The following is a 19,322-nucleotide window of genomic DNA, read 5'->3' as shown; positions in this document are numbered from 1 at the left end:
CCGGGATCCAGTGACTTAACCGTCCGCATGCGCGAGCTTGCGCTGCTTTCCATGCGATGCCTGCTTCGCAGATCGTCACCAATTTGGCAGGAAGAGCAAAGTCGCTGGATCCCGGCCTTCGCCGGGATGACGGCGCCCTGGGGCGACCATGAACGCTGCAAAAGAAATGGCGGCCCGTGGGCCGCCATTTTCCTCACCATTTCCTTCGCCTTACTTCGCCGACGTCTTCGTCGTATCAGGCGAAGTCCACTGCTTCAGCCATGCATTCACCGTCTCATGCCATTGCACGCTGTTCTGCGGCTTGAGCACCCAGTGGTTCTCATCCGGAAAATGCAGCAGCTGGCTGGGAATGCCGCGACGCTGCAGCGCAGTGAACGCGCCCAGCCCCTGCGTATCCGGGATGCGGAAATCCTTCGCCGAATGGACCACCAGCATCGGCACGCGCCAATCCTTGACATGGTTGATCGGGTTGAACTTCTCGTAATTCTCCGGATGCTCGTATTGCGTGCCGCCGTTCTCGCGTTCCTCGAACCATAGCTCTTCGGTGTCGTAGTACATCGCGCGTGCGTCGAATACGCCGTCGTGGTCGACCATGCACTTCCAGGGCTGGTTCCACACACCGGCCATCCAGTAAATCATGTAGCCGCCGTAGCTGGCGCCCAGCGCACAGGCGCGGTCACCGTCAAGGAAACTGTACTTGGCGAGCGCCGCCTTCCAGCCTGCCTTGAGATCTTCCAGCGGCTTGCCACCCCAGTCGCCCGAGATGGAATCGGTGAAGGCCTGACCATAGCCAGTGGAGCCGTGGAAATTGACGGTGACCACAGCAAAGCCCTGACCCGCATAGGTCTGCGGGTTCCAGCGATAGCTCCAACCGTTCTCCATCGCACCCTGCGGGCCGCCATGGATGATGAAGGCCACCGGGTACTTCTTGCCGGATTTGTAGTTGGCCGGCTTCACCACATAACCCTGCACCGTCTCGTTGTTCCAGCCCTTGAAGGTGAAGAACTCCGGCTCGCCCATCTGCGCGTTCTTCAGGCGCTTGGCGTTGTAGTGGGTCACCTGCTTGAGGCCCTTGCCTTGCAGATCGGCCACATAGAGATCGACCGAATGCTTGAGGTCATCGCGCTGAACGAGCAAGCGCGACTTGCTCAAGGCATAGCCGCCCACGGCGCCGTTGGTGACAAGCATGCTGACCTTGCCGGAAGCCACATCGATGGCGAACAGCGGATGCTGGCCGTTGTCATCGGTGGTGGCATAGAGCGTCTTCCCATCATCGGAAATCTGCAGGCCACCGGCGGAACGATCCCAATTCGGGGCCACTTCACGCTTCTGACCGCTGGCAAGATCCAGCGCCATGATGCCGAAGCGATCAGCTTCGGAAACGGGCGTCTTCATGGCGAGGTAATAGAGCGTCTTGCCATCTGGCGAGGCCACCGGCGCCGCGTCCCAGGCCTCGTTGGCCGCGGTGAGATTGCGCGGCTCGGAAGATGCGTCAGCCGGCACGCTGTAGACGTCGAAGTTGGTCGACCACGGCTCGCTCTTGCCCGCGATGCGCACGTCGAAGTACACCGTTTTGCCATCGGGCGAGAAGCTGAACTCGCCATCGTCGCCGAATGGCTTGCTCGGCACGTCGCCATCGATGCCGCGGGTCAACAGCAGTGGCTGCTCGTTGGCATTGTCGAGGTCGGCCATGAACAGCTGAGCACGACGACCATCGGCCCAGGTGTCCCAATGGCGCACGAACAACTTGTTGTAGACGGTGCCTGACGATTTGTCCGCAGCGCGGCCGTCCAAACGCTCCTTGGTGCAGGCGAGATCGGCGCAATCGGTGAACACGCCAAACGTGAGCAACGCCTTCTTGCCATCCGGGGAAAGCTTGTAGCCGTCCACGTCGATCGGCGCGTGCGTCACCTGCACCGCTTCGGCCGTAGCATTCGGCGCGCGGCGCCACAGCTGCGCGACGCCGTCCTTCGCCGCCACGTAGTAGAACGCGTTGCCGTCCGGCGACCAGCGCGGCGACGAAGCCTTCTCGACCAGCTTCACCGGCTCGCCACCCTTGCCCAGATCGAGCAGGTATATCGAGGTGACGCCCTTGTTGGCCGCATAGTCAGTGGCGCGCACGGTATAGAGCGCGTAACGGCCATCCGGCGACAACTGCGGATCGCTAACGCGATCCATCATCACCAGGTCGCGGATATTGAACGGGTGCGGACCGTGGTTCTCGACCTCGGCCGCCACGGCGGAGGTTCCGGCCAGCGCGAGCGCCAGCGCGATAAACAAGGGTTTCATGGATGGGTTCCCTGGGTACAACGAAAGCGTTGACGGTAAGTGGCGGCGGCACGCAGTGCAAGGCGCGGCGCCGCAGATCCCCGTCGTGCTGCGCAAGGGCCTTGCTGCGCCACCCGGAGTGGATCACGGCGCTGAAAATTTCTGGGAGTCGTGGTATCAAGCGCCCGGACTAGCCTCTAAACCGCCCACCTGACTCCTAGCCATGCCCACGAACCCGATAACCATGTCACGTTGGAAAGCCGCCGGCATTCATTTGGCCATTAGTTTTGCGTTGGCACTGGGCGTCGTTGCCCTGCTCTACCTTCTTTGGTTCCCGCCACCGTATTTCATCGCAGCCGGGGCCACCGGACTGATGTTGCTGATCATTGGCGTGGATGTGGTGATCGGCCCAGCATTCACGCTACTGGTCTTCAATCCGGCCAAGGCCCGGCGACTGCTTCGATTGGATCTGTCCGTCATCGTCGTACTGCAGGCTATCGCCTTTGCCTATGGTCTCTTCGTGATCAGCCAGGCACGACCAGTGTTCGTAGTCGCGGCGGTAGATCGCCTCGAGGTGGTGATGGCCGGCGAACTGAGCGATATCGATCTCGCCATGGGAAATTCGGAAGAGTTTCGGCGGCGCTCCTGGACCGGGCCGCGACTGGTGGGTGCTGACCCGTACCCGAACGAGGACAGCTCAGGCTTGGCGTTAAAGGCACTCGCGGGCGGCAAGGACGTGGAGTTGCTACCTCACTATTACGTCCCCTATGGTCAGGTGGCCGACACGCTGCTCAAGCACGCACGCCCCCTATCTGCGCTCAAAGCACTTTCACCAAAACAGACTGCCGACCTTCAACGATTGGCCACCCACACGGAAAACACCCGGGACACACTCGTCTATGTACCGTTGCATGCGCACAACAAAGACTACGCTGCGGTCATCAGCAGCCGAAGCAAGCAACCCGTAGCGGTCCTTGCTATAGATCCGTGGTGAATTTCCGGGCCACAGGGCAGAAAGAGTCCCAAACAGGCAGTTGAAGTGACGCGAAACGTCACTTCGTGCCCTGGATGGACACAGCCTCACCCTTGGGCGAGACCGGATCGACAATCCGGACAATGCATTGACCCAGCTAGCTTGCCCCCCTTCGTGACCCTATGCACAATCCATGCACCCGCAAGGCTGCGGGGACCTGTCACCGGCAGGCGTGGCATACAACATGCTGCGAATGCCGCGAGCTTCCTGGTCGTTCCAGACCGTTGTATGGGGAACCGTTCCCGCCTAGGGGGATTCGGGGCCGGGGCTCAGGGGGCATCACCGGTTAGCTAATCAAAACAGAGGAACCACCATGAAGAGCATTCAGAAGGGCTTTACCCTGATCGAACTGATGATCGTGATCGCGATCATCGCGATCCTGGCCGCCATCGCGCTGCCGGCGTATCAGGACTACACGATTCGCTCCAAAGTCACGGAGACGATGGTGCAGATGGACGCAGCGAAGCTGGACGTAACTGAGACGGCCTCTAGCAAGGCTGGCGGTTTCGCATCGGTTACCGACAACGCCACCGCTGGCTATTCCAGCCCTGCCACGACCTATGTCGAAAAAGTGGACATCGCCGGTGGCATCATCACCGGTACCAGCCGGGCCACGGGCGCGGCGGCAAATGGCGGTGACGTCGTCCTCGTGTTGACCCCGAAGTCCGCGAGCGGTAGCGGCGTGCTGATTTGGAAGTGCACGACGCAGACGGGCGCTACGAAATACGTTCCGGCCTCCTGCCGCGCCCCATAATTCTTGGCGACTGACGGACAAGCAATACCCGTGTCCCGGCCCGCCCTGCGCGGCCGGGACATTTCTTTTGTGCGCCCGCTGGCCTGGTTGCTCGGGGCACTTGTCATAACCGCATTAGTGTATCTACCCGGCCTCAATGGTCCGTACGTATTCGATGACCAGCCCAACCTGAGGCCCCTGCTGGACTGGCTACAGGACAAGACCGGATGGCGTGAAGCATTGCTGGGCAATCGCTCGGGCTTGTTCGGGCGACCGATGTCGATGCTCAGCTTCGTCATCAACGCCAAGCTGTTTGGCCTAAACCCCTACCCTTTCAAGCTCACTAATCTGGGCATCCACTTAGCTTGCGGTGCATTGTTGTACGCATTGCTGCGTCGCCTGCTGTTGCGCGACCCCCGGCTCGGCCAGCACGCCATATCCATTGCGCTCCTGATCAGTGCGGTGTGGCTGCTACATCCACTGCAGGTGAGCACTGTGCTGTATGTAGTGCAACGCATGGCGCAGCTCAGCGCGTTGTTTACGCTTGTTGCATTGCTCGCCTATGTGCACGGCCGCGTGGCTCTGGAGGAAGGACGAGTACGCGCGGGCCTGGCTTGGTTGTTTCTGGCGATGCCGGTCGCCACGGTCGCCGCCCTCTTGTCCAAAGAGAACGGAGCACTGGCTCCGCTATTGTGCGCAGTAATCGAGCTAGGCTATTTCGGCAATGGCGCGCGCAACCCCCGACCCATCGCAGTCAAGATTTTTTTTCTGCTCGGATTGATCCTACCCACGATTGCCGTCATCTGGTGGTATGTGTGGGGCGCCGGCCAGTTGTTGGCCAGCTACAGCGTACGCACTTTCTCACTTGGCGAGCGCCTTCTCAGCCAACCACGGGCCCTGTTCGACTATATGGGGGCGCTGCTGCTACCGCGCGGCCCCGCCATGGGTGTCTACACGGACGACTTCCCGGTGTCGCACAGCCTGATGCAACCCCCGACGACACTGATAGCGATCATCGGGCTGATCACCCTTGTGACAATCGCCATCGTCGTGCGACGGCAGGTCCCAGCCGTCTTCACAGGCCTTATGTTCTATCTGGCTGGGCACCTCATGGAATCCAGCGTATTTCCGCTGGAAATGTATTTCGAACATCGAAATTACCTTCCCTCGGCAGGCTTCTTTCTTGCCGTGATTGGCGCTGTTTCGTGGCTGCTGGCCAAACTGCCTTCGGCAACGCACGGGTCACCTCGATCACGGCTACTTATGGTTGGGGCCATGGCGCTTTGCGTCGTACTTGGCACTGCGACCGCGGCACGCGCCTGGGTATGGCAATCATGGTCAACTATGGTTGAACAAGCCGTGCGTCAGCATCCGCAATCAGTTCGCGCACAGTTCGACTATCTGGGGCTGATATGGAACCAGGGTGACGCGACCAAGACGCAACAGCAGCTTGATCAAATTGCCGGCACCGGCAATATTGAGTCCCAACACCTAGCTGCTGTGTATTCGCTCGTCTTGCAATGTGATCGAAGCAAAGCCGTCGACCCGGAAAGGCTCGCACGTGTGGCGGCAATTGCGGGGAGCAAACTGCAACTTGCCGAAATGCAAGCGTTCGAGCAGATAGGTGGATACATCCGCAACCACGAGTGCGCCGGACTAAGTAAGGTCCAGCTTGCCAACATGTTGCGCGATATCGTGGACGCGGCCCCGCAACCCCAGTCGAATACAGCCGTGTGGCGTGTACGGTTTATGGCTGCAAGTCTTTATGACTTTGGCGGGCAAGCGGATGACTCACTGTTGCAGGCAAATAAGACCTGGGACACCGGTGTGACGGATCCTGCGGTGGGTGTATTGCTCGCCCGTTTACAAATATACAAGCATGACTTCGTTGGCGCACGGACAACGAGTGCACAATTGCATGCCCGTATCCCGCACTGGGACCGTCGCAATTTGGACGCGCTCGCTGATATAGATCGAAAACTCGCGCGCTGACTGAAGGAATGGCGTGTATGCAGGTTCGTCGATTCGCGAGAGTCGCTATCATCTGCAGATGCATCCGACTGCTCGCTCCCTCCTAGCCGCCCCGACACCGATCATTTCGGCTGCCCGCGTTGAAGCAGCACTATGAATACATTGCGCCGCATCTGCGCCAATGGATACGTATTGTTGGCAGCAGGATTGCTTCTGGTATCAGTGATCTACTGGCCAGGCCTTTCCGGGAGCTGGCTGTTTGACGACTATCCCAATATCGTCGACAACAAGGGCGTCCAGCCCGCGGATGCGAGCCTGCCCTCGCTGATTCGAACCGCGCTTTCATCACCATCCAGCGAGTTCAAGCGGCCGCTGGCGTCGCTGAGCTTTGCGCTGAACTATCTGACCACGGGTCTTGATCCTTACTGGATGAAGCTGACCAACCTGGGGCTGCATTTGTTCAACGGGTTGTTGGTATTTGTGCTCGCTCGAAAGTTACTCCGGCTAGCCGAACCCGCCGCCAATGACCGGCGTGCGGCCATCGTACCCGCGTTGATCACCGCGGGCTGGCTGCTACTGCCCATCAACCTTACTGCAGTGCTCTACACCGTGCAGCGCATGGAAAGCATGGCCAATCTTTTCGTGCTGATGGGCCTGATCGGCTATATCAATGGCCGACGTCGAATGCTTTTACCTGCACAGGGCAATGCCACCTCCAGCTGGGCAGGGTTCGCTCTCTGCGTTTTCAGCATTACCGTACCCACGGCAGTCGGCCTGCTTGCCAAGGAGACTGCGGCATTGCTACCACTGTACGCGCTGATGATCGAATGGCTATTGCTGGGGTTTCGCTCCACCTCGCTCCACGTGGTTAGCGCGGATGCAACACAAGCCTGTCAGCCAGACCGACGACTCGTCACGCTGTTCGCGCTGACGCTGGTCATCCCGATGTTGGCAGGCTCGGCTTGGGTGCTACCCAGCCTGCTGAAACCCGAGAGCTGGGCCACGCGGGACTTCACCTTGAGCACGCGGCTGCTCAGCGAAACACGTATCGTGCTCGACTACATCTGTTGGACCTTGCTGCCAACGCCGCAAGCGTTGTCGTTCTATCACGACAACTTCCGCATCTCGACCAACCTTGTTTCGCCCTGGACGACCATAGCTAGCATCATTGGCCTAACCTGCCTGATTATCGCTGCCATGTGGCTACGCAAGCGCCGCCCGCTGGTCGCTTTAGGCATTTTGCTATACCTCGGCTGCCATCTCCTGACCGCAACCGTTCTTCCGTTGGAACTGATCTACGAGCATCGCAACTATTTCGCCAGCTTTGGCCTGATGCTTGTGATCATACCCGCGCTCGTACCCAACACATTCGACCGCGCCTCATCGAGCGCCTTCCCGCGCTCTCGCTGCATCCTTGCGGTCGGCTTGATCTTGCTATGGGCTGGCGAGACAGCACTGACTGCCATGGAGTGGGGCAATCCCCTTCACCTGGCCGAAACGCTAGCGTTGCGCGCGCCGGATTCACCACGCGCACAGTATGAGCTTGGTCGCACCTACGTCATTTATTCGAACTACGATCCCTCGTCGCCCTTCACACGGCTTGCCTCAGCGGCCCTGGAGAAGGCTGCCCGGCTGCCAGGTTCTTCCATCCTGCCGGAACAGGCCCTGATCTTCATGAACTCGCGCATGCACCTGTCACTGAAAGATGCGTGGTGGGATAGCTTGAACGCCAAGCTAGGGGAGCGCAAACCTGGCGTACAGGACGAGAGTTCACTGGCCGCACTCACTCAGTGTGTGCGCGACCGTAAATGCGATTTGCCGCCTGCGCGAATGACTCAGTCCTACATGGCCGCTCTGAGTCATCCAGAGCCGAGTGCACGCCTGCTGGCCATGTATGGCGACTATGCCTGGAACGTTCTCGAGGATCGCAAACTTGGTCTGCGTATGGCACAAGCTGCACTGCGCGCAAAACCCAGTGAGTCGGCCTACCACGTCACATTGATCCGTATGCTGGCAGCCCTGGGCCAATATGACGACGCGAGGCGCGAGATCGAGGCGCTGAGGCCTCTGAACATTGGCGGACATCTGGAGGCCACCCTTAAATCTCTTGATGCGCTAGTGCCAGCCCACGCCTCAACTCTCAGTCGCGCAGCCACCCAATGATAGGGGCTCTCACGGGCAGTAGCCTGTAGACCGCAGCTCAACCAATCACCCGTGCTTGCCGCCTAAGGTGAGTCTGCGTGGAACCAGCCTTCCAATGCTAGCCTCGGCGAACAGACGATTACCGTGGCGACCAAGGTTGCCTCAGTCCAAGCGCGCCTACTCGCCATGTATTGTGATTACGCTCGGATTGTTCGTAAGGACCGCTCGCTAGCTGCGCCACGAACTCTAAGAAGTTCGGCCACCTTCAATTGGCTTCGAGCTCAAGGATATGTCTCCAGCTCTGAAGGAATGCGGTCATGCCGAGGCATTTTTCGTAGTATTCGGCGCTACGCTCCGCCAATTGGGCTCTTAGGCTCGGGTTGGTAGACAACTCTCTAATAGCAGCTGACAAAGCGCGACCGTTGCTGTCCACTGGGTAAATCGGTACATCATCCACGCACGCTGGTGCACTGTAGACGCGCTGTGAGATTACGGCACGTCCCACACTGAAGTAGCTATAGAGCTTGAATGGAAGCACACGAGCCGCCTTACCTGGACCACCAAAAACTCCGAGGCATATATCCGCCGAAGCAATGGCCTCTGCGATCTCATACTCGCTAAACCAGCGACGCTCCCATTGGACACGCACATCGGGCTTGCGCGCGAGATAGTCGCTCAGCACGCCCGCCTCTTGGCCATCCCCGATAAAAACAAACTCCAAGCTGTCATCACCCTCAAGCTCACGTAACGCAACAACGATTTCAGATAGCCCATGCAAGGGAACAAAAGTGCCCACAAAAAGAACTCGACAACGTCCAACCGCATTCCCATCGTAAGACTTGCGTGCGAACACCTGCTCGTTGATGGCCAGGGGCATGTTAACGATCTTGTCGAATCCGACGCCGAGATCATCGGCCAGCATTTGAGCGTTGGCCTGTGTGTCAACAATGACGCGATTGCACACGGACAAGGCTCGCGCCTCAAGTCTCTTCAACAGACGTGCGGGCAGCCCCTCCTCGCGAAACAGTCTGCGGTCTCGAACTACCGCATCCCAAACACAGATATAGGCATCAGCGATGGTCGGTGGCCGCCAACGTCCTGGCACCATCGAGAGCAGAAGCAGAGAGGGCAACGGTGGATGTGGCAAGTACAGCACGGCATCCGGAAATGTGCGCCACTGACGCCAGCTCTTGATCAAACTAACCAACGTTTGCCAGCCAATACTGGCGGCTAGTGAGATCTTCGCCCATAGCCCCCGGCGTACTTCCCTCCACAGACGCAGATCCTGCCCCATATCGACGCCCATACCAATGACTTCTACAAAACCGGATGCAGTTAGCCTCGCTAATGTGTTCTGGATGTTGGGGTACCCAGCTCCGCTGGGATAGGCGCCAGTCACGATCAATCGCTTCATGAACGCGCCTTCCGCACCCGGAATCGATCCATCAAAGCGAAAGTCAGAACCTCAGCCAACATCAGGAGAATTCTTGCCAGGACCGCGAAGGAGAGCACCGCCACCCCGTTCGTCGAGTGCGGTACAAAGAGCAAGGTCATGCTGGATTCGCGTATACCCAGCCCTCCCGGCACGAAGAGAACAATCAACCCGATCCACGTCGACAGGAAGACCGTTGCCGCAAGGTGAAGCGCATCACTAACCCCTCCTAGCAACGGCCAAAAGACCAACATATAGCCCAACACGAACGGAAACATGGCAAGGGCCATCGTCCTCGCCATGTGGCTCAATGCAGCTCGATGGACCGTCTCGGCATTTGCATTGAATAGCCGGAGTATTGCCGGCATGAATCGCACCGACAGATATCCGAGCAGCCGCAGAATCAACCAACCCAATGCAGCCGCAGCCGCAACCGTCAAACAGCAGATCACGACTGACTGCTCCCAAGCCCATGCCACCAGGTAAAACGCGCACCCGAGCAAAGCGCAAAGACTGAGAGCCAGCCCTTGCTCGAATACACTCGCCTGAGCAATCGAGCTACGGGACACCCCCGCACGTTCAAGTAGCAGCCACCGACCCGCTATCTGCCACAGGCCACCCGGCAAATATTTGGCGAGTAGCGAATCGCGCCACGCAAGCCTGACCGTCGAACGATCGGTATTTGCGCATTCAGAAGCCACATAAGAGCAAAAGGCCCGCGCGTTCAGACCGACATGGGCGACGAAACAAAACGCCGCGACAGCGAGCATTCCTGGTGATGATTCTTTTGCTACAGCAAGCCATTCGCCCGGCGTTGAGTTCAGCCGATGCGCCATCCAAAGCAATGCGAGCAGCGCGACCAAATAGCCAAATAGACGTCTCATCCTCCTCGACCTTCTTCGGCATCAAGGGAGGCATCGCCGACCAGCCGCGAGCTATGGAGATACTGGAAGGTAAAGAACGCCCTGAGCGGCCAAAAATCGAGCAAGCGAGCAGGCACGAGAGTCCATGCCTGTGATTCGACCAAGCGAAGATTCCGGCTTTCGCTCAATGGCTCAAAACCGGACAACGCCAGAAGGTCGCAGATATCCTTTCGCGCAAAGAAGCGGAGGTGGGTAGCATCATGGATGCCTCGTGAACGGCGAGGCCAACGACCAAAGACACCCAGTGAAATGAACGTGGAGATATGCCGTACATTGGGAATGCTGGTGATTAAGATGCCATCCGGCGTCATGAGTTCGCGCACCTTCCGAAGAAAGGCCCAAGGATCTTCGAGGTGTTCCAGCACGTCGGCGCAGACAACATGATCATAGGGGCCAAATCGCGCCACTTCCGCTAGTGCGGAGGGAGCATCGCAGCGTCCTTGCACCACATGTTCGATACTGTCAGCTGCCAGCCGAGCGCGCTCAACATCGGGCTCAACACCCGTGACGATAACTTGGCCCCAACGTTGCTTTAAATCTGCGCCGAGCCGGCCAGCGCCGCAGCCTACGTCGAGCACTCGACGCGGCTGCCGCTTGAACATCTTGATGACGTCAGGGCGCTGCCCCGAGTACCCTTGACGCGCGGCGACCAATGTCGGCTTTAAGCTAGCGGCGCTCATGGTCGACGCCATGCTCTGTTGGCATACCGCCGCGAATTGTTCCGAGATAGGTGAGATTAGTGATCTGCTCGGAAATCAGCCCAATGAGGAACACGATGACGCCCGCGCTCCACAGCAGGGTGCTCATATTCGTGAGGCGACCATCGCGCACAAAAGTAATAGCGTAGTTGACACCACCAAGCAGGAAAAACAATACGCTCGCAGGCGCGAACAGCTTCAGCGGCGAGTACAGCGTCGCGATCTTGAAGATGATTAGCAAGAAACGAATGCCGTCTTTCAGTGGTTTGATATGACTCTTACCCACGCGCTGCGCCGCCTTGATCGGCACATAGGCCACCGGATAGGCGCTACGGAAGAAGGCCATGGTGCTGGTAGTGGGGTAGGAAAAGCCGTTGGGCAACAGGTGCAGAAACTCACGAAACCTGTCTGCACGCACTGCCCGAAAGCCTGATGTGAGGTCGGCAACGATGTGGCCGGTCATACGGCTGGCTAGCCAGTTATAGACCGTATTGGCGACGCCACGACCCACTCCGGCCTGGCTGCCCCAGTCGCGCGCGCCGACTACCATATCGAAGCCCTGACCCAGTCGTTCCAGAAAGCGGACGATATCGGCGGGATCATGCTGGCCGTCACCATCCATGAAGACGAGGATGTCGCCGCTGGCGGCGCGGGCTCCACGCTTGATGGCCGCGCCGTTGCCCATCGAGTACGGCGAAGACAAGCACTGCACCTCACTGGCGGCACAAATCTCGCGCGTATTGTCGGTGGAACCGTCGTCCACCACGATGATTTCCGCTCCCGGCTGGGCGACTCGCAGCCGCGGCAATAGGGACTTCAGTGCCGCTGCTTCATTCTTGGCGGGCAGGATGATGCTGAGACGATTCAAGAGAGCTCCCCCGGACGTAAGTCGGCATCATAACGCGGAGACTGAAGCCTAGCTGTGGCTGATTTGACGTTTAATGAGAGTGCTCATGCTGCTCTGAGCCCCGGAAAAACACCGGATAGGCTTCTCACGTTGGACAATTTGTTGGGAAGGCACCTGCAGACCCAAGGAACGGGGAGTTGAGGGGAGGCTTGACCAACCTTTGATCTAGGCCCTGAGCAGATCCCGTACCGCCTCGATCACTCTTGCAGAGTCACTTTCTGCCATCGCTGGCGACAGCGGCAGGCTGACGGTCTGTTGACCAAGCCGCATCGCGTGAGGCCATTGCTCCGGGCGCCATCCGAAGCGCCGCCGATAGTACAGGTGCTCTGGCAGCGACAAGTAATGCACACTGGTACCGATCCGAGCAGTATTCATGGCTCCCAGGAAGTCGTCGCGACTAATGCCGCGCCGTGACTCGTCGATCATCAGCATATTAAAGATGATACCCGTGGCGGGTGTTGACCTCTGGCGCTGCCGGGAGGCCCACAGGCAGCCCCGCGAATGCCTCGTCGTAACGTCGCCAGATTTCGCGTCGACGTAACCAGTTTTGTTCCACGCGGGCCAACTGATGGATGCCAATGGCCGCCTGCAAATCCATCATGTTGTATTTGAACCCGCGCTCGACCACCTGGTAGTGACGATAGCCCTTATCGCTGAAGCGATGCCAAGCGTCCTTGCTCATCCCGTGCAGGGCAAGGATGCGAGCGCGTGCGATGTGCTCTTCACGCGCCCCAGGATCATGCCGCCCTCGCCCGTCACCACGTTCTTGGTGACGTAGAAGCTGTAGCAACCGAAGTCCCCGAAAGTACCAACCGGCTGTCCCCGATATTCGGTTTCGATGGCGTGGGCGCAGTCCTCAATCACCTTCAGACCATATTTATCTGCGATGGCCATGATGCGATCCATCGCACACGGTCACCCCGCGAAGTGCACCGGCAGGATGGCGCGGGTACGCGGGGTGATAGCCGCTTCGATGGCGTCTGGGTCGATGTTCTGGGTCACAGGATCCACATCGGCCAGTACCGGCGTAAGCCCTGCGTGCAGGATGGCGTTGACGGTGGCGCAAAACGTCAATGGTGTTGTGATGACCTCACTGCCAGGCTCCAGATCGGCCGCCACCATGCTCACGTGCAGTGCCGCCGTGCAGGAATTGACAGCAGCCAACTGGGAGGGGCGCACGCCGCGCCAGGTGGCAAAATCTCGCTCAAACTGGCTACGCGTGGGCCGATACCCAGCCAGCCGGAACGCAGGCAGGCTTCAACCTCTGCGATCTCAGCCTCCTCAATACTTGGCGCGCCGAAGAGCAGAAATGGAGACTGTGGGTCGGGATTGGACACAAATGGGAACTTTCAGGCGCAAGCGGTATTTCTACCCGACACCTCCAGTAACGTCCACGCCTATGAGGCACATCTATTGCATGTCTACCTACAGGATAGGGGACCAGCCACCGATGTGTGCGCCTGATCACCCCGATAACCATTTCCGATGGCTACCGGGTGACCTCCCCGCCTATCTGGGGTAAATTTCCCTTCAATCAGGGGGCTGGGCCAGTTTCGCTATGTCAACACTAATGCAACCGTCACTCGCGGGGCTTTCGGGCATGGCGCGCCGGCTGGTGTCGGAAGACGTGCTGCCCGAGGCCGATGTCCGCAAGGCTGTCGCCGATTCGCTCCAGCACAAGACCTCGCTGGCCGCCTGGCTACTCGATCATGGCCTGGTCGATAGCCCCAGGCTCACCCGTATCGCGTCCGATGAGTTCGGCATGCCGATGATGGACGTGAGCACCATGGTGACGGCCAACATGCCCGTCAACCTGATCAGCGAATCACTGATCAACAAGCACCATGCGTTACCGCTCTTCAAGCGGGGCAAGCGGCTGTTCGTCGGTATCGCCGACCCCATGCAGTCGCATGCGCTGGACGAGATCAAGTTCCACTCCAATTGCATGGTGGAGCCGATCCTGGTCGAGCGTAGCCAGTTGTTGCGCGCCATCGAAACCGTGCTCAACACCATGAGCAATACCGTACCCGACCTGGGCAGTGGCGATCTCGACGATTTGTCGCTCGATAACGGCGGTGATGATGAGGCCGAAAGCACTGGCATCGATGCCAATGCGAACGACGATGCACCCGTCGTAAAGTTCGTCAACAAAATTCTGGTGGATGCCATCCGTCGCGGTGCCTCAGACATCCATTTCGAGCCATTCGAAACCCAATACCGTGTGCGCCTGCGCATGGATGGCATGCTGCGGGCCGTGGCCAGCCCGCCGATGAAATTGGCAGCACGCATTTCCTCGCGCATCAAGGTCATGGCCGGCCTGGACATTGCCGAGCGCCGCGTGCCGCAGGACGGCCGTATCAAGCTCAACCTGTCCAAGAGCCGCGCGGTGGACTTCCGCGTGAGCACGCTGCCGACCCTGTTCGGCGAAAAGATCGTAATGCGTATCCTGGACGGCTCGGCCGCCAAGCTCGGCATTGACGTACTGGGCTACGAGGACGTACAGAAGCAGTTGTACGTGGACGCCATCCACAAGCCCTACGGCATGGTGCTGGTCACCGGCCCCACCGGCTCCGGTAAGACGGTGTCGCTGTATACGGCACTCAACATCCTCAACACCACCGAGCGCAACATTTCGACGGTCGAAGACCCGGTGGAAATCCGCGTCGAGGGCATCAACCAGGTCCAGCAGAACGTGAAGCGCGGCATGACCTTCGCCGCGGCGCTACGTTCGTTCCTGCGCCAGGATCCGGACGTGATCATGGTGGGCGAAATTCGCGACCTCGAAACGGCCGAGATTGCCATCAAGGCGGCGCAGACCGGCCATATGGTGCTCTCCACCCTGCACACCAACGATGCCCCACAGACCATCTCGCGCCTGATGAACATGGGCATCGCGCCCTACAACATCACCTCGTCCGTCACCCTCATCATCGCCCAGCGCCTGGCGCGGCGCCTGCACGACTGCAAGAAGCCGCTGGACCTCCCACCGCAGGTGGTGCTGGCGGCGGGGTTCACCCAAGAAGACATCGATGCCGGCCTCACGCTGTACGAAGCCGTCGGCTGTGACAGCTGCAACGAAGGCTACAAAGGGCGCGTGGGTATCTACCAGGTGATGCCCATGCTGGAGGACATCCAGAAGATCATCCTGCAGGGAGGCAATGCGCTGCAGATCGCGGAGGTGGCCCGCAAGGCTGGGGTGAACGATTTGCGTGCCTCAGCCCTGCTCAAGGCGAAGAAGGGTGTGACCAGCCTTGCGGAAATCGATCGCGTCACCAAGGATTGAGGCCCGGCCCGGCTAGAATGGCGAGGTTTGTCGCGCAAAAGTTGCGTCAGACGCCACGTATTACGCCGCTGGAATGCCTTAAGCTGGAACGAATCAGGCGGCCGCCACACTGAGGCGACCCAACCGAACACGCAGGGGGAATTGCAATGGCCACGGCTACCGCAACCGCTAAGAACACGCGCACGATCGGCGCTCAGCGAGCCGAAATCAGCAAGCTGACCATGTACGACTGGGTTGCGCTGGACAAACGCGGCAAGCGCATGAAGGGCGAAATGTCCTCGAAGAATGCGTCGCTGGTCAAAGCCGAGCTGCGCCGCCAGGGCATGAATCCCCAGACCGTACGCGAACGCGGCAAGCCGCTGTTTGGCGCGACTGGCAGTGCCGTCAAACCCAAGGACGTGGCGATCTTCAGCCGCCAGATCGCCACCATGATGGCGTCGGGCGTACCCATGGTGCAGTCCTTCGAAATCATCGCCGATGGTCAGAAGAACATTCGCTTCAAGAACATTCTCACCGATGTGAAACAGAGTATCGAGGGCGGCGCGGCGTTGCACGAGGCATTGGCCAAGTATCCCGTGCAGTTCGATGAGCTCTATTGCAACCTTGTCCGTGCGGGCGAGTCAGCGGGTGTACTTGACACCGTGCTCGATACGGTGGCGACGTACAAGGAACGGACGGAAGGCATCAAGGCCAAGATCAAGAAGGCATTGTTCTATCCCGTGATGGTGTTAGTGGTGGCATTGTTGGTCTCCATGATTCTGCTGCTGTTCGTAGTGCCCGTATTCGCGAAGACATTCAAGGATGCGGGTGCTGATCTTCCGGCCCCTACCCAGGTCGTGATTGCGGCCTCTGAATTCATGAAGTCCTATTGGTGGTTGGTCATCGGCACCATTGTCGGTAGCGTCGTTGCTCTCGTAATGGCCAAGAAGCGCTCAGTCAAGGTCGCTCACTTCCTCGATCGCGTGATGTTGAAGCTCCCCGTCATTGGCAATATCCTGCGCCAATCAGCCATCGCTCGCTTTGCGCGCACCTTGGGCGTCACCTTCCGAGCCGGCGTGCCACTGGTTGAAGCCATGGACGCAGTCGCTGGCGCTACCGGCAGCATCGTCTATGGCGAAGCGGTCAAGCAGATGCGCGACGACATCTCCGTTGGCCATCAGTTGCAGCTTGCCATGCGCCAGACCGGTGTCTTTCCCAACATGGTGGTGCAGATGACCGCTATCGGCGAGGAATCGGGCGCCTTGGACCATATGCTGTTCAAGGTTGCCGAGTTCTATGAGGAGGAGGTCAACAATGCCGTCGATACTCTCTCGACCCTGCTCGAACCCATCATCATGGTGATCCTTGGCGTGCTGGTCGGCGGTATGGTGATCTCGCTGTACCTGCCCATCTTCAAGCTTGGCCAAACCATCTAGTTTGTAGACCATTAAGCCCCTCTCCCAACCGGGAGGGGGGCTTTTATCGTTTCAGGGACAACGCATGCTCGAATTTCCTATCTGGGCTTGGATCCTCGCCGCGGGCGTGCTCGGCCTGCTGGTCGGCAGCTTTCTCAATGTGGTGATCTTGCGGCTGCCGGAACGAATGAAGGCGGAGTGGCGGCTGGATGCGCTCGATACGCTGGAGATGGAATCCGAGGAACGCCAGTTGCCGCCGGGCATCGTGCGCGAGCCTTCGCACTGTCCCCATTGCCATCATCCCCTTGCAGCGCGCGACAACATTCCACTTTTTGGATGGCTTCTGTTGGGTGGGCGTTGCCGTTACTGCAAGGTGCCGATTTCCATCCAGTACCCGCTGGTGGAGCTGTTGAGCGGGCTGCTGAGCGCGGCGATTGTGTGGAAATTTGGGCCGACCTGGCCAGCGCTGGCGGGGTTGATATTCACCTGGATGCTGATCGCGCTGGCGGGTATCGATTTCCGAACCCAGTACCTGCCGGACCAGCTCAACTATCCCCTGCTCTGGCTGGGTCTGTTGCTTAGCTTGCTGCCCATGTTCGTGCTGCCGCCGGCCGCCATTTTCGGTGCAACCATCGGCTACCTCAGCCTGTGGAGCGTGTACTGGCTGTTCAAGCTGCTTACCGGCAAAGAAGGCATGGGTTATGGCGACTTCAAGCTGCTGGCCGCACTGGGTGCCTGGATGGGCCCGACGGCCCTGCTGCCAGTGATCCTCCTGTCGTCGCTCATCGGCGCGCTCACCGGCGGTGCGCTGATCCTGCTGCGCAAGCATGAGCGGGACATCCCGATGCCGTTCGGCCCGTTCATTGCGGCTGCCGGTTGGGTATGGTTTGTAGCGGGTGACTGGCTGTGGCTTCACTACGCGCAGCTGACCGGCATGCAATGAGCACGAAACCACACAACTACGTGGTAGCTCTCACCGGCGGTATTGCCGCGGGCAAGAGCGCTGTGTCGAAACGTTTCGAAGCGCTGGGCGTCCACGTCCACGATGCCGACGTCGCAGCACGCGACGTAATCGCCCCGGGTACGGAAGGTTTGCAAGCCGTCGTCGAGCACTTCGGCGAACGCGTGCTTGACGCTGGCGGTCACCTTGATCGCGCCGCCATGCGGCAACGCGTCTTCGGCGACGATGCAGCGCGACGCGCCCTCGAAGCCATCATTCATCCACGCGTTCGCGCCTGGCTGCACCAGCATGCGCTGGACGATCGCGGCCCTTACTGCCTGCTGGCGATTCCGTTATTGGCCGAGAACCTGGACCACTACCGTTGGGTGGATCGTGTGCTTGTGGTCGACGCCCCGGAAGCAGTCCAGCTGGAGCGGCTGCTTCGCCGTGACGGTATCGATGAAGCCTTGGCGCGGCGAATGATTGCGCGTCAGGCCAGTCGTACCGAAAGACTCACCCTGGCCCACGACGTCATCGAAAACAGCGGTGACGAGGCTGAGCTGGACCACGCGGTAGCAGAGCTGCATGCGCGATACCTGGCGTTAGCCCAGGCGCCGCGCTAACGGTCTGTCACCAGAACCCGCGGATGCCGGCTACCCCCTGCCCGCCAGCCTGTCGTGCCGCTTTGGCATCGGCGCCGCTCATGCCGCCGAGCGCATAAACCGGCACGGAGGCTGCCGCAACCATGGTCTGGAATGCCGACCAACCCAGCGCAGCCTGGGCCGGATGCGACGCCGTCATGGAAACCGGCGATAGCGTGGCGAAGTCCGCTACCGCCAGGGCTCGCGCGAGTTCGGCCGCATCGTGGCAGCTGGCGCCCACCCATTGATGCAGTGGCAATGGCCGTTCGCCCAGCTCGGCAAGCTGCCTCGCCTTGAGCTGTACGCCAACGCCATTTCCGAGCGCCAGTGCCCCTTCCACATCGCCACTGAGCAACAGCTGTGCGCCGCAGGCACGCGCGACAGGTAGCAGCGCATGCGCCAGTTCACGCACGCGACCAATCGACCACAAGGGAAACCGCAACATGATCAACCGCTCGCCGGCGCTCATGGCAGCGACGAGCCGCTCTCGCCAGTCTTCGAAGGCTTCGGGGAGCACGTCGGCAGGCGTGATCGGGTAGCGGGTTGGCAACTGCAACGCCCGCAGGATGGGTCGGTCGGCGGGCGCCAGAATGGAGAGATCAACTAGGGTCGGATCGCACCACTGCAAGGCCTGTCCGTCCAGCGAAACCGGCTCGCCTTGCCAATGGCGCACCATCCGCGCGTCGAGCAGCAACATGCGTTCGTCGTAGCACCAAGGTACGCGGATCAGCGGTTCGGCAACGGCCGCATCGACACCCAACTCCTCGCGCAATTCGCGAACCAGACCTGCCTCGGGTCGCTCACCCTCATCGAGCTTACCACCCGGGAACTCCCACAGTCCCGCCAGATGCTTGCCTGGCGGACGTTGCGCCAGCAGCACCTGTCCGCGCGCATCGATCATTACGCCGGCCATGACGTGCATGGCACGAGCCTCTGAGGAAGACAACGCGAACCGCC

Annotated in this window: 16 protein-coding genes and 1 pseudogene; 8 read left to right on the top strand and 9 right to left on the bottom strand. The window is 59.8% G+C overall.

Annotated elements, in window-relative coordinates:
• Positions 1–210: 210 nt before the first annotated feature.
• Positions 211–2,289 (bottom strand): prolyl oligopeptidase family serine peptidase, encoded by a 2,079-nt coding sequence (locus AC3CBN_RS09715; RefSeq protein WP_488636596.1) that lies wholly within the window; start codon positions 2,287–2,289, stop codon positions 211–213.
• A 202-nt stretch (positions 2,290–2,491) separates the two neighbouring features.
• On the opposite strand from AC3CBN_RS09715, the gene tfpZ reads away from it, so the two are divergent.
• From tfpZ to AC3CBN_RS09695, 4 genes are all read left to right on the top strand, one after another.
• Entirely contained in the window at positions 2,492–3,262 is a 771-nt protein-coding gene (gene tfpZ, locus AC3CBN_RS09710) for a TfpX/TfpZ family type IV pilin accessory protein (RefSeq protein WP_488636595.1), read from the top strand.
• Between the two features lie 352 nt (positions 3,263–3,614).
• A complete protein-coding gene (locus AC3CBN_RS09705; RefSeq protein WP_488636594.1) occupies positions 3,615–4,055 on the top strand; it encodes a pilin in 441 nt (146 codons plus the stop codon).
• A gap of 30 nt (positions 4,056–4,085) precedes the next feature.
• Positions 4,086–6,026 carry a hypothetical protein gene (locus tag AC3CBN_RS09700; protein ID WP_488636593.1) on the top strand — a complete coding sequence of 647 codons (1,941 nt, stop codon included), beginning with the start codon at positions 4,086–4,088 and terminating at the stop codon, positions 6,024–6,026.
• 132 nt (positions 6,027–6,158) lie between these two features.
• Positions 6,159–8,168: a tetratricopeptide repeat protein gene (locus AC3CBN_RS09695; protein WP_488636592.1), complete on the top strand. Its 2,010-nt coding sequence runs from the start codon at positions 6,159–6,161 to the stop codon at positions 8,166–8,168.
• Between the two features lie 244 nt (positions 8,169–8,412).
• Here AC3CBN_RS09695 and AC3CBN_RS09690 read toward each other — a convergent pair whose 3' ends face one another.
• From AC3CBN_RS09690 to AC3CBN_RS09660, 7 genes and pseudogenes are all read right to left on the bottom strand, one after another.
• A complete protein-coding gene (locus tag AC3CBN_RS09690) occupies positions 8,413–9,561 on the bottom strand; it encodes a glycosyltransferase family protein (protein ID WP_488636591.1) in 1,149 nt (382 codons plus the stop codon).
• Positions 9,558–10,463, bottom strand: coding sequence for a lysylphosphatidylglycerol synthase domain-containing protein (locus tag AC3CBN_RS09685; RefSeq protein WP_488636590.1), 906 nt, complete (start codon positions 10,461–10,463; stop codon positions 9,558–9,560). Before AC3CBN_RS09685 ends, AC3CBN_RS09690 begins: the two co-directional genes overlap by 4 nt.
• Positions 10,460–11,182 carry a class I SAM-dependent methyltransferase gene (locus tag AC3CBN_RS09680; RefSeq protein ID WP_488636589.1) on the bottom strand — a complete coding sequence of 241 codons (723 nt, stop codon included), beginning with the start codon at positions 11,180–11,182 and terminating at the stop codon, positions 10,460–10,462. The genes AC3CBN_RS09685 and AC3CBN_RS09680 overlap by 4 nt, the downstream gene beginning before the upstream one ends.
• Positions 11,169–12,068 (bottom strand): glycosyltransferase family 2 protein, encoded by a 900-nt coding sequence (locus AC3CBN_RS09675; RefSeq protein ID WP_488636588.1) that lies wholly within the window; start codon positions 12,066–12,068, stop codon positions 11,169–11,171. Before AC3CBN_RS09675 ends, AC3CBN_RS09680 begins: the two co-directional genes overlap by 14 nt.
• Positions 12,069–12,272: 204 nt before the next feature.
• Positions 12,273–12,539, bottom strand: coding sequence for a DegT/DnrJ/EryC1/StrS family aminotransferase (locus AC3CBN_RS09670; protein ID WP_488636587.1), 267 nt, complete (start codon positions 12,537–12,539; stop codon positions 12,273–12,275).
• Between the two features lies 1 nt (position 12,540).
• Complete coding sequence (locus tag AC3CBN_RS09665; RefSeq protein WP_488636586.1) at positions 12,541–12,789, bottom strand: DegT/DnrJ/EryC1/StrS family aminotransferase; 249 nt, start codon at positions 12,787–12,789, stop codon at positions 12,541–12,543.
• Positions 12,786–13,286, bottom strand: a pseudogene (locus AC3CBN_RS09660) (DegT/DnrJ/EryC1/StrS family aminotransferase). Before AC3CBN_RS09660 ends, AC3CBN_RS09665 begins: the two are co-directional and overlap by 4 nt.
• A gap of 379 nt (positions 13,287–13,665) precedes the next feature.
• On the opposite strand from AC3CBN_RS09660, the gene pilB reads away from it, so the two are divergent.
• From pilB to coaE, 4 genes are all read left to right on the top strand, one after another.
• A complete protein-coding gene (gene pilB / locus AC3CBN_RS09655) occupies positions 13,666–15,390 on the top strand; it encodes a type IV-A pilus assembly ATPase PilB (RefSeq protein WP_488636585.1) in 1,725 nt (574 codons plus the stop codon).
• Positions 15,391–15,536: 146 nt separating this feature from the next.
• Entirely contained in the window at positions 15,537–16,805 is a 1,269-nt protein-coding gene (locus tag AC3CBN_RS09650; protein WP_488636584.1) for a type II secretion system F family protein, read from the top strand.
• 64 nt (positions 16,806–16,869) lie between these two features.
• Entirely contained in the window at positions 16,870–17,727 is an 858-nt protein-coding gene (locus AC3CBN_RS09645; protein ID WP_488636583.1) for a prepilin peptidase, read from the top strand.
• The gene (gene coaE, locus AC3CBN_RS09640) at positions 17,724–18,347 is read left to right on the top strand and encodes a dephospho-CoA kinase (protein ID WP_488636582.1); all 624 of its coding nucleotides are present in this window, start codon (positions 17,724–17,726) and stop codon (positions 18,345–18,347) included. The genes AC3CBN_RS09645 and coaE overlap by 4 nt, the downstream gene beginning before the upstream one ends.
• Positions 18,348–18,354: 7 nt before the next feature.
• Here coaE and AC3CBN_RS09635 read toward each other — a convergent pair whose 3' ends face one another.
• Complete coding sequence (locus AC3CBN_RS09635) at positions 18,355–19,287, bottom strand: Nudix family hydrolase (protein WP_488636581.1); 933 nt, start codon at positions 19,285–19,287, stop codon at positions 18,355–18,357.
• Positions 19,288–19,322 lie beyond the last annotated feature (35 nt).

It is taken from the genome of Dyella sp. OK584 (assembly GCF_057787755.1).
Note: the sequence above shows the minus strand (reverse complement) of the source record. Positions and strands in the feature narration are given on the sequence as shown.

Coding starts and splice junctions, on each gene's coding strand:
- AC3CBN_RS09715 (WP_488636596.1), bottom strand. CDS start 2,289: ATGAAACCCTTGTTTATCGCGCTGGCGCTCGCGCTGGCCGGAACCTCC.
- tfpZ (WP_488636595.1), top strand. CDS start 2,492: ATGCCCACGAACCCGATAACCATGTCACGTTGGAAAGCCGCCGGCATT.
- AC3CBN_RS09705 (WP_488636594.1), top strand. CDS start 3,615: ATGAAGAGCATTCAGAAGGGCTTTACCCTGATCGAACTGATGATCGTG.
- AC3CBN_RS09695 (WP_488636592.1), top strand. CDS start 6,159: ATGAATACATTGCGCCGCATCTGCGCCAATGGATACGTATTGTTGGCA.
- AC3CBN_RS09690 (WP_488636591.1), bottom strand. CDS start 9,561: ATGAAGCGATTGATCGTGACTGGCGCCTATCCCAGCGGAGCTGGGTAC.
- AC3CBN_RS09685 (WP_488636590.1), bottom strand. CDS start 10,463: ATGAGACGTCTATTTGGCTATTTGGTCGCGCTGCTCGCATTGCTTTGG.
- AC3CBN_RS09680 (WP_488636589.1), bottom strand. CDS start 11,182: ATGAGCGCCGCTAGCTTAAAGCCGACATTGGTCGCCGCGCGTCAAGGG.
- AC3CBN_RS09670 (WP_488636587.1), bottom strand. CDS start 12,539: ATGCTGATGATCGACGAGTCACGGCGCGGCATTAGTCGCGACGACTTC.
- AC3CBN_RS09665 (WP_488636586.1), bottom strand. CDS start 12,789: ATGAGCAAGGACGCTTGGCATCGCTTCAGCGATAAGGGCTATCGTCAC.
- pilB (WP_488636585.1), top strand. CDS start 13,666: ATGTCAACACTAATGCAACCGTCACTCGCGGGGCTTTCGGGCATGGCG.
- AC3CBN_RS09650 (WP_488636584.1), top strand. CDS start 15,537: ATGGCCACGGCTACCGCAACCGCTAAGAACACGCGCACGATCGGCGCT.
- AC3CBN_RS09645 (WP_488636583.1), top strand. CDS start 16,870: ATGCTCGAATTTCCTATCTGGGCTTGGATCCTCGCCGCGGGCGTGCTC.
- coaE (WP_488636582.1), top strand. CDS start 17,724: ATGAGCACGAAACCACACAACTACGTGGTAGCTCTCACCGGCGGTATT.
- AC3CBN_RS09635 (WP_488636581.1), bottom strand. CDS start 19,287: ATGCACGTCATGGCCGGCGTAATGATCGATGCGCGCGGACAGGTGCTG.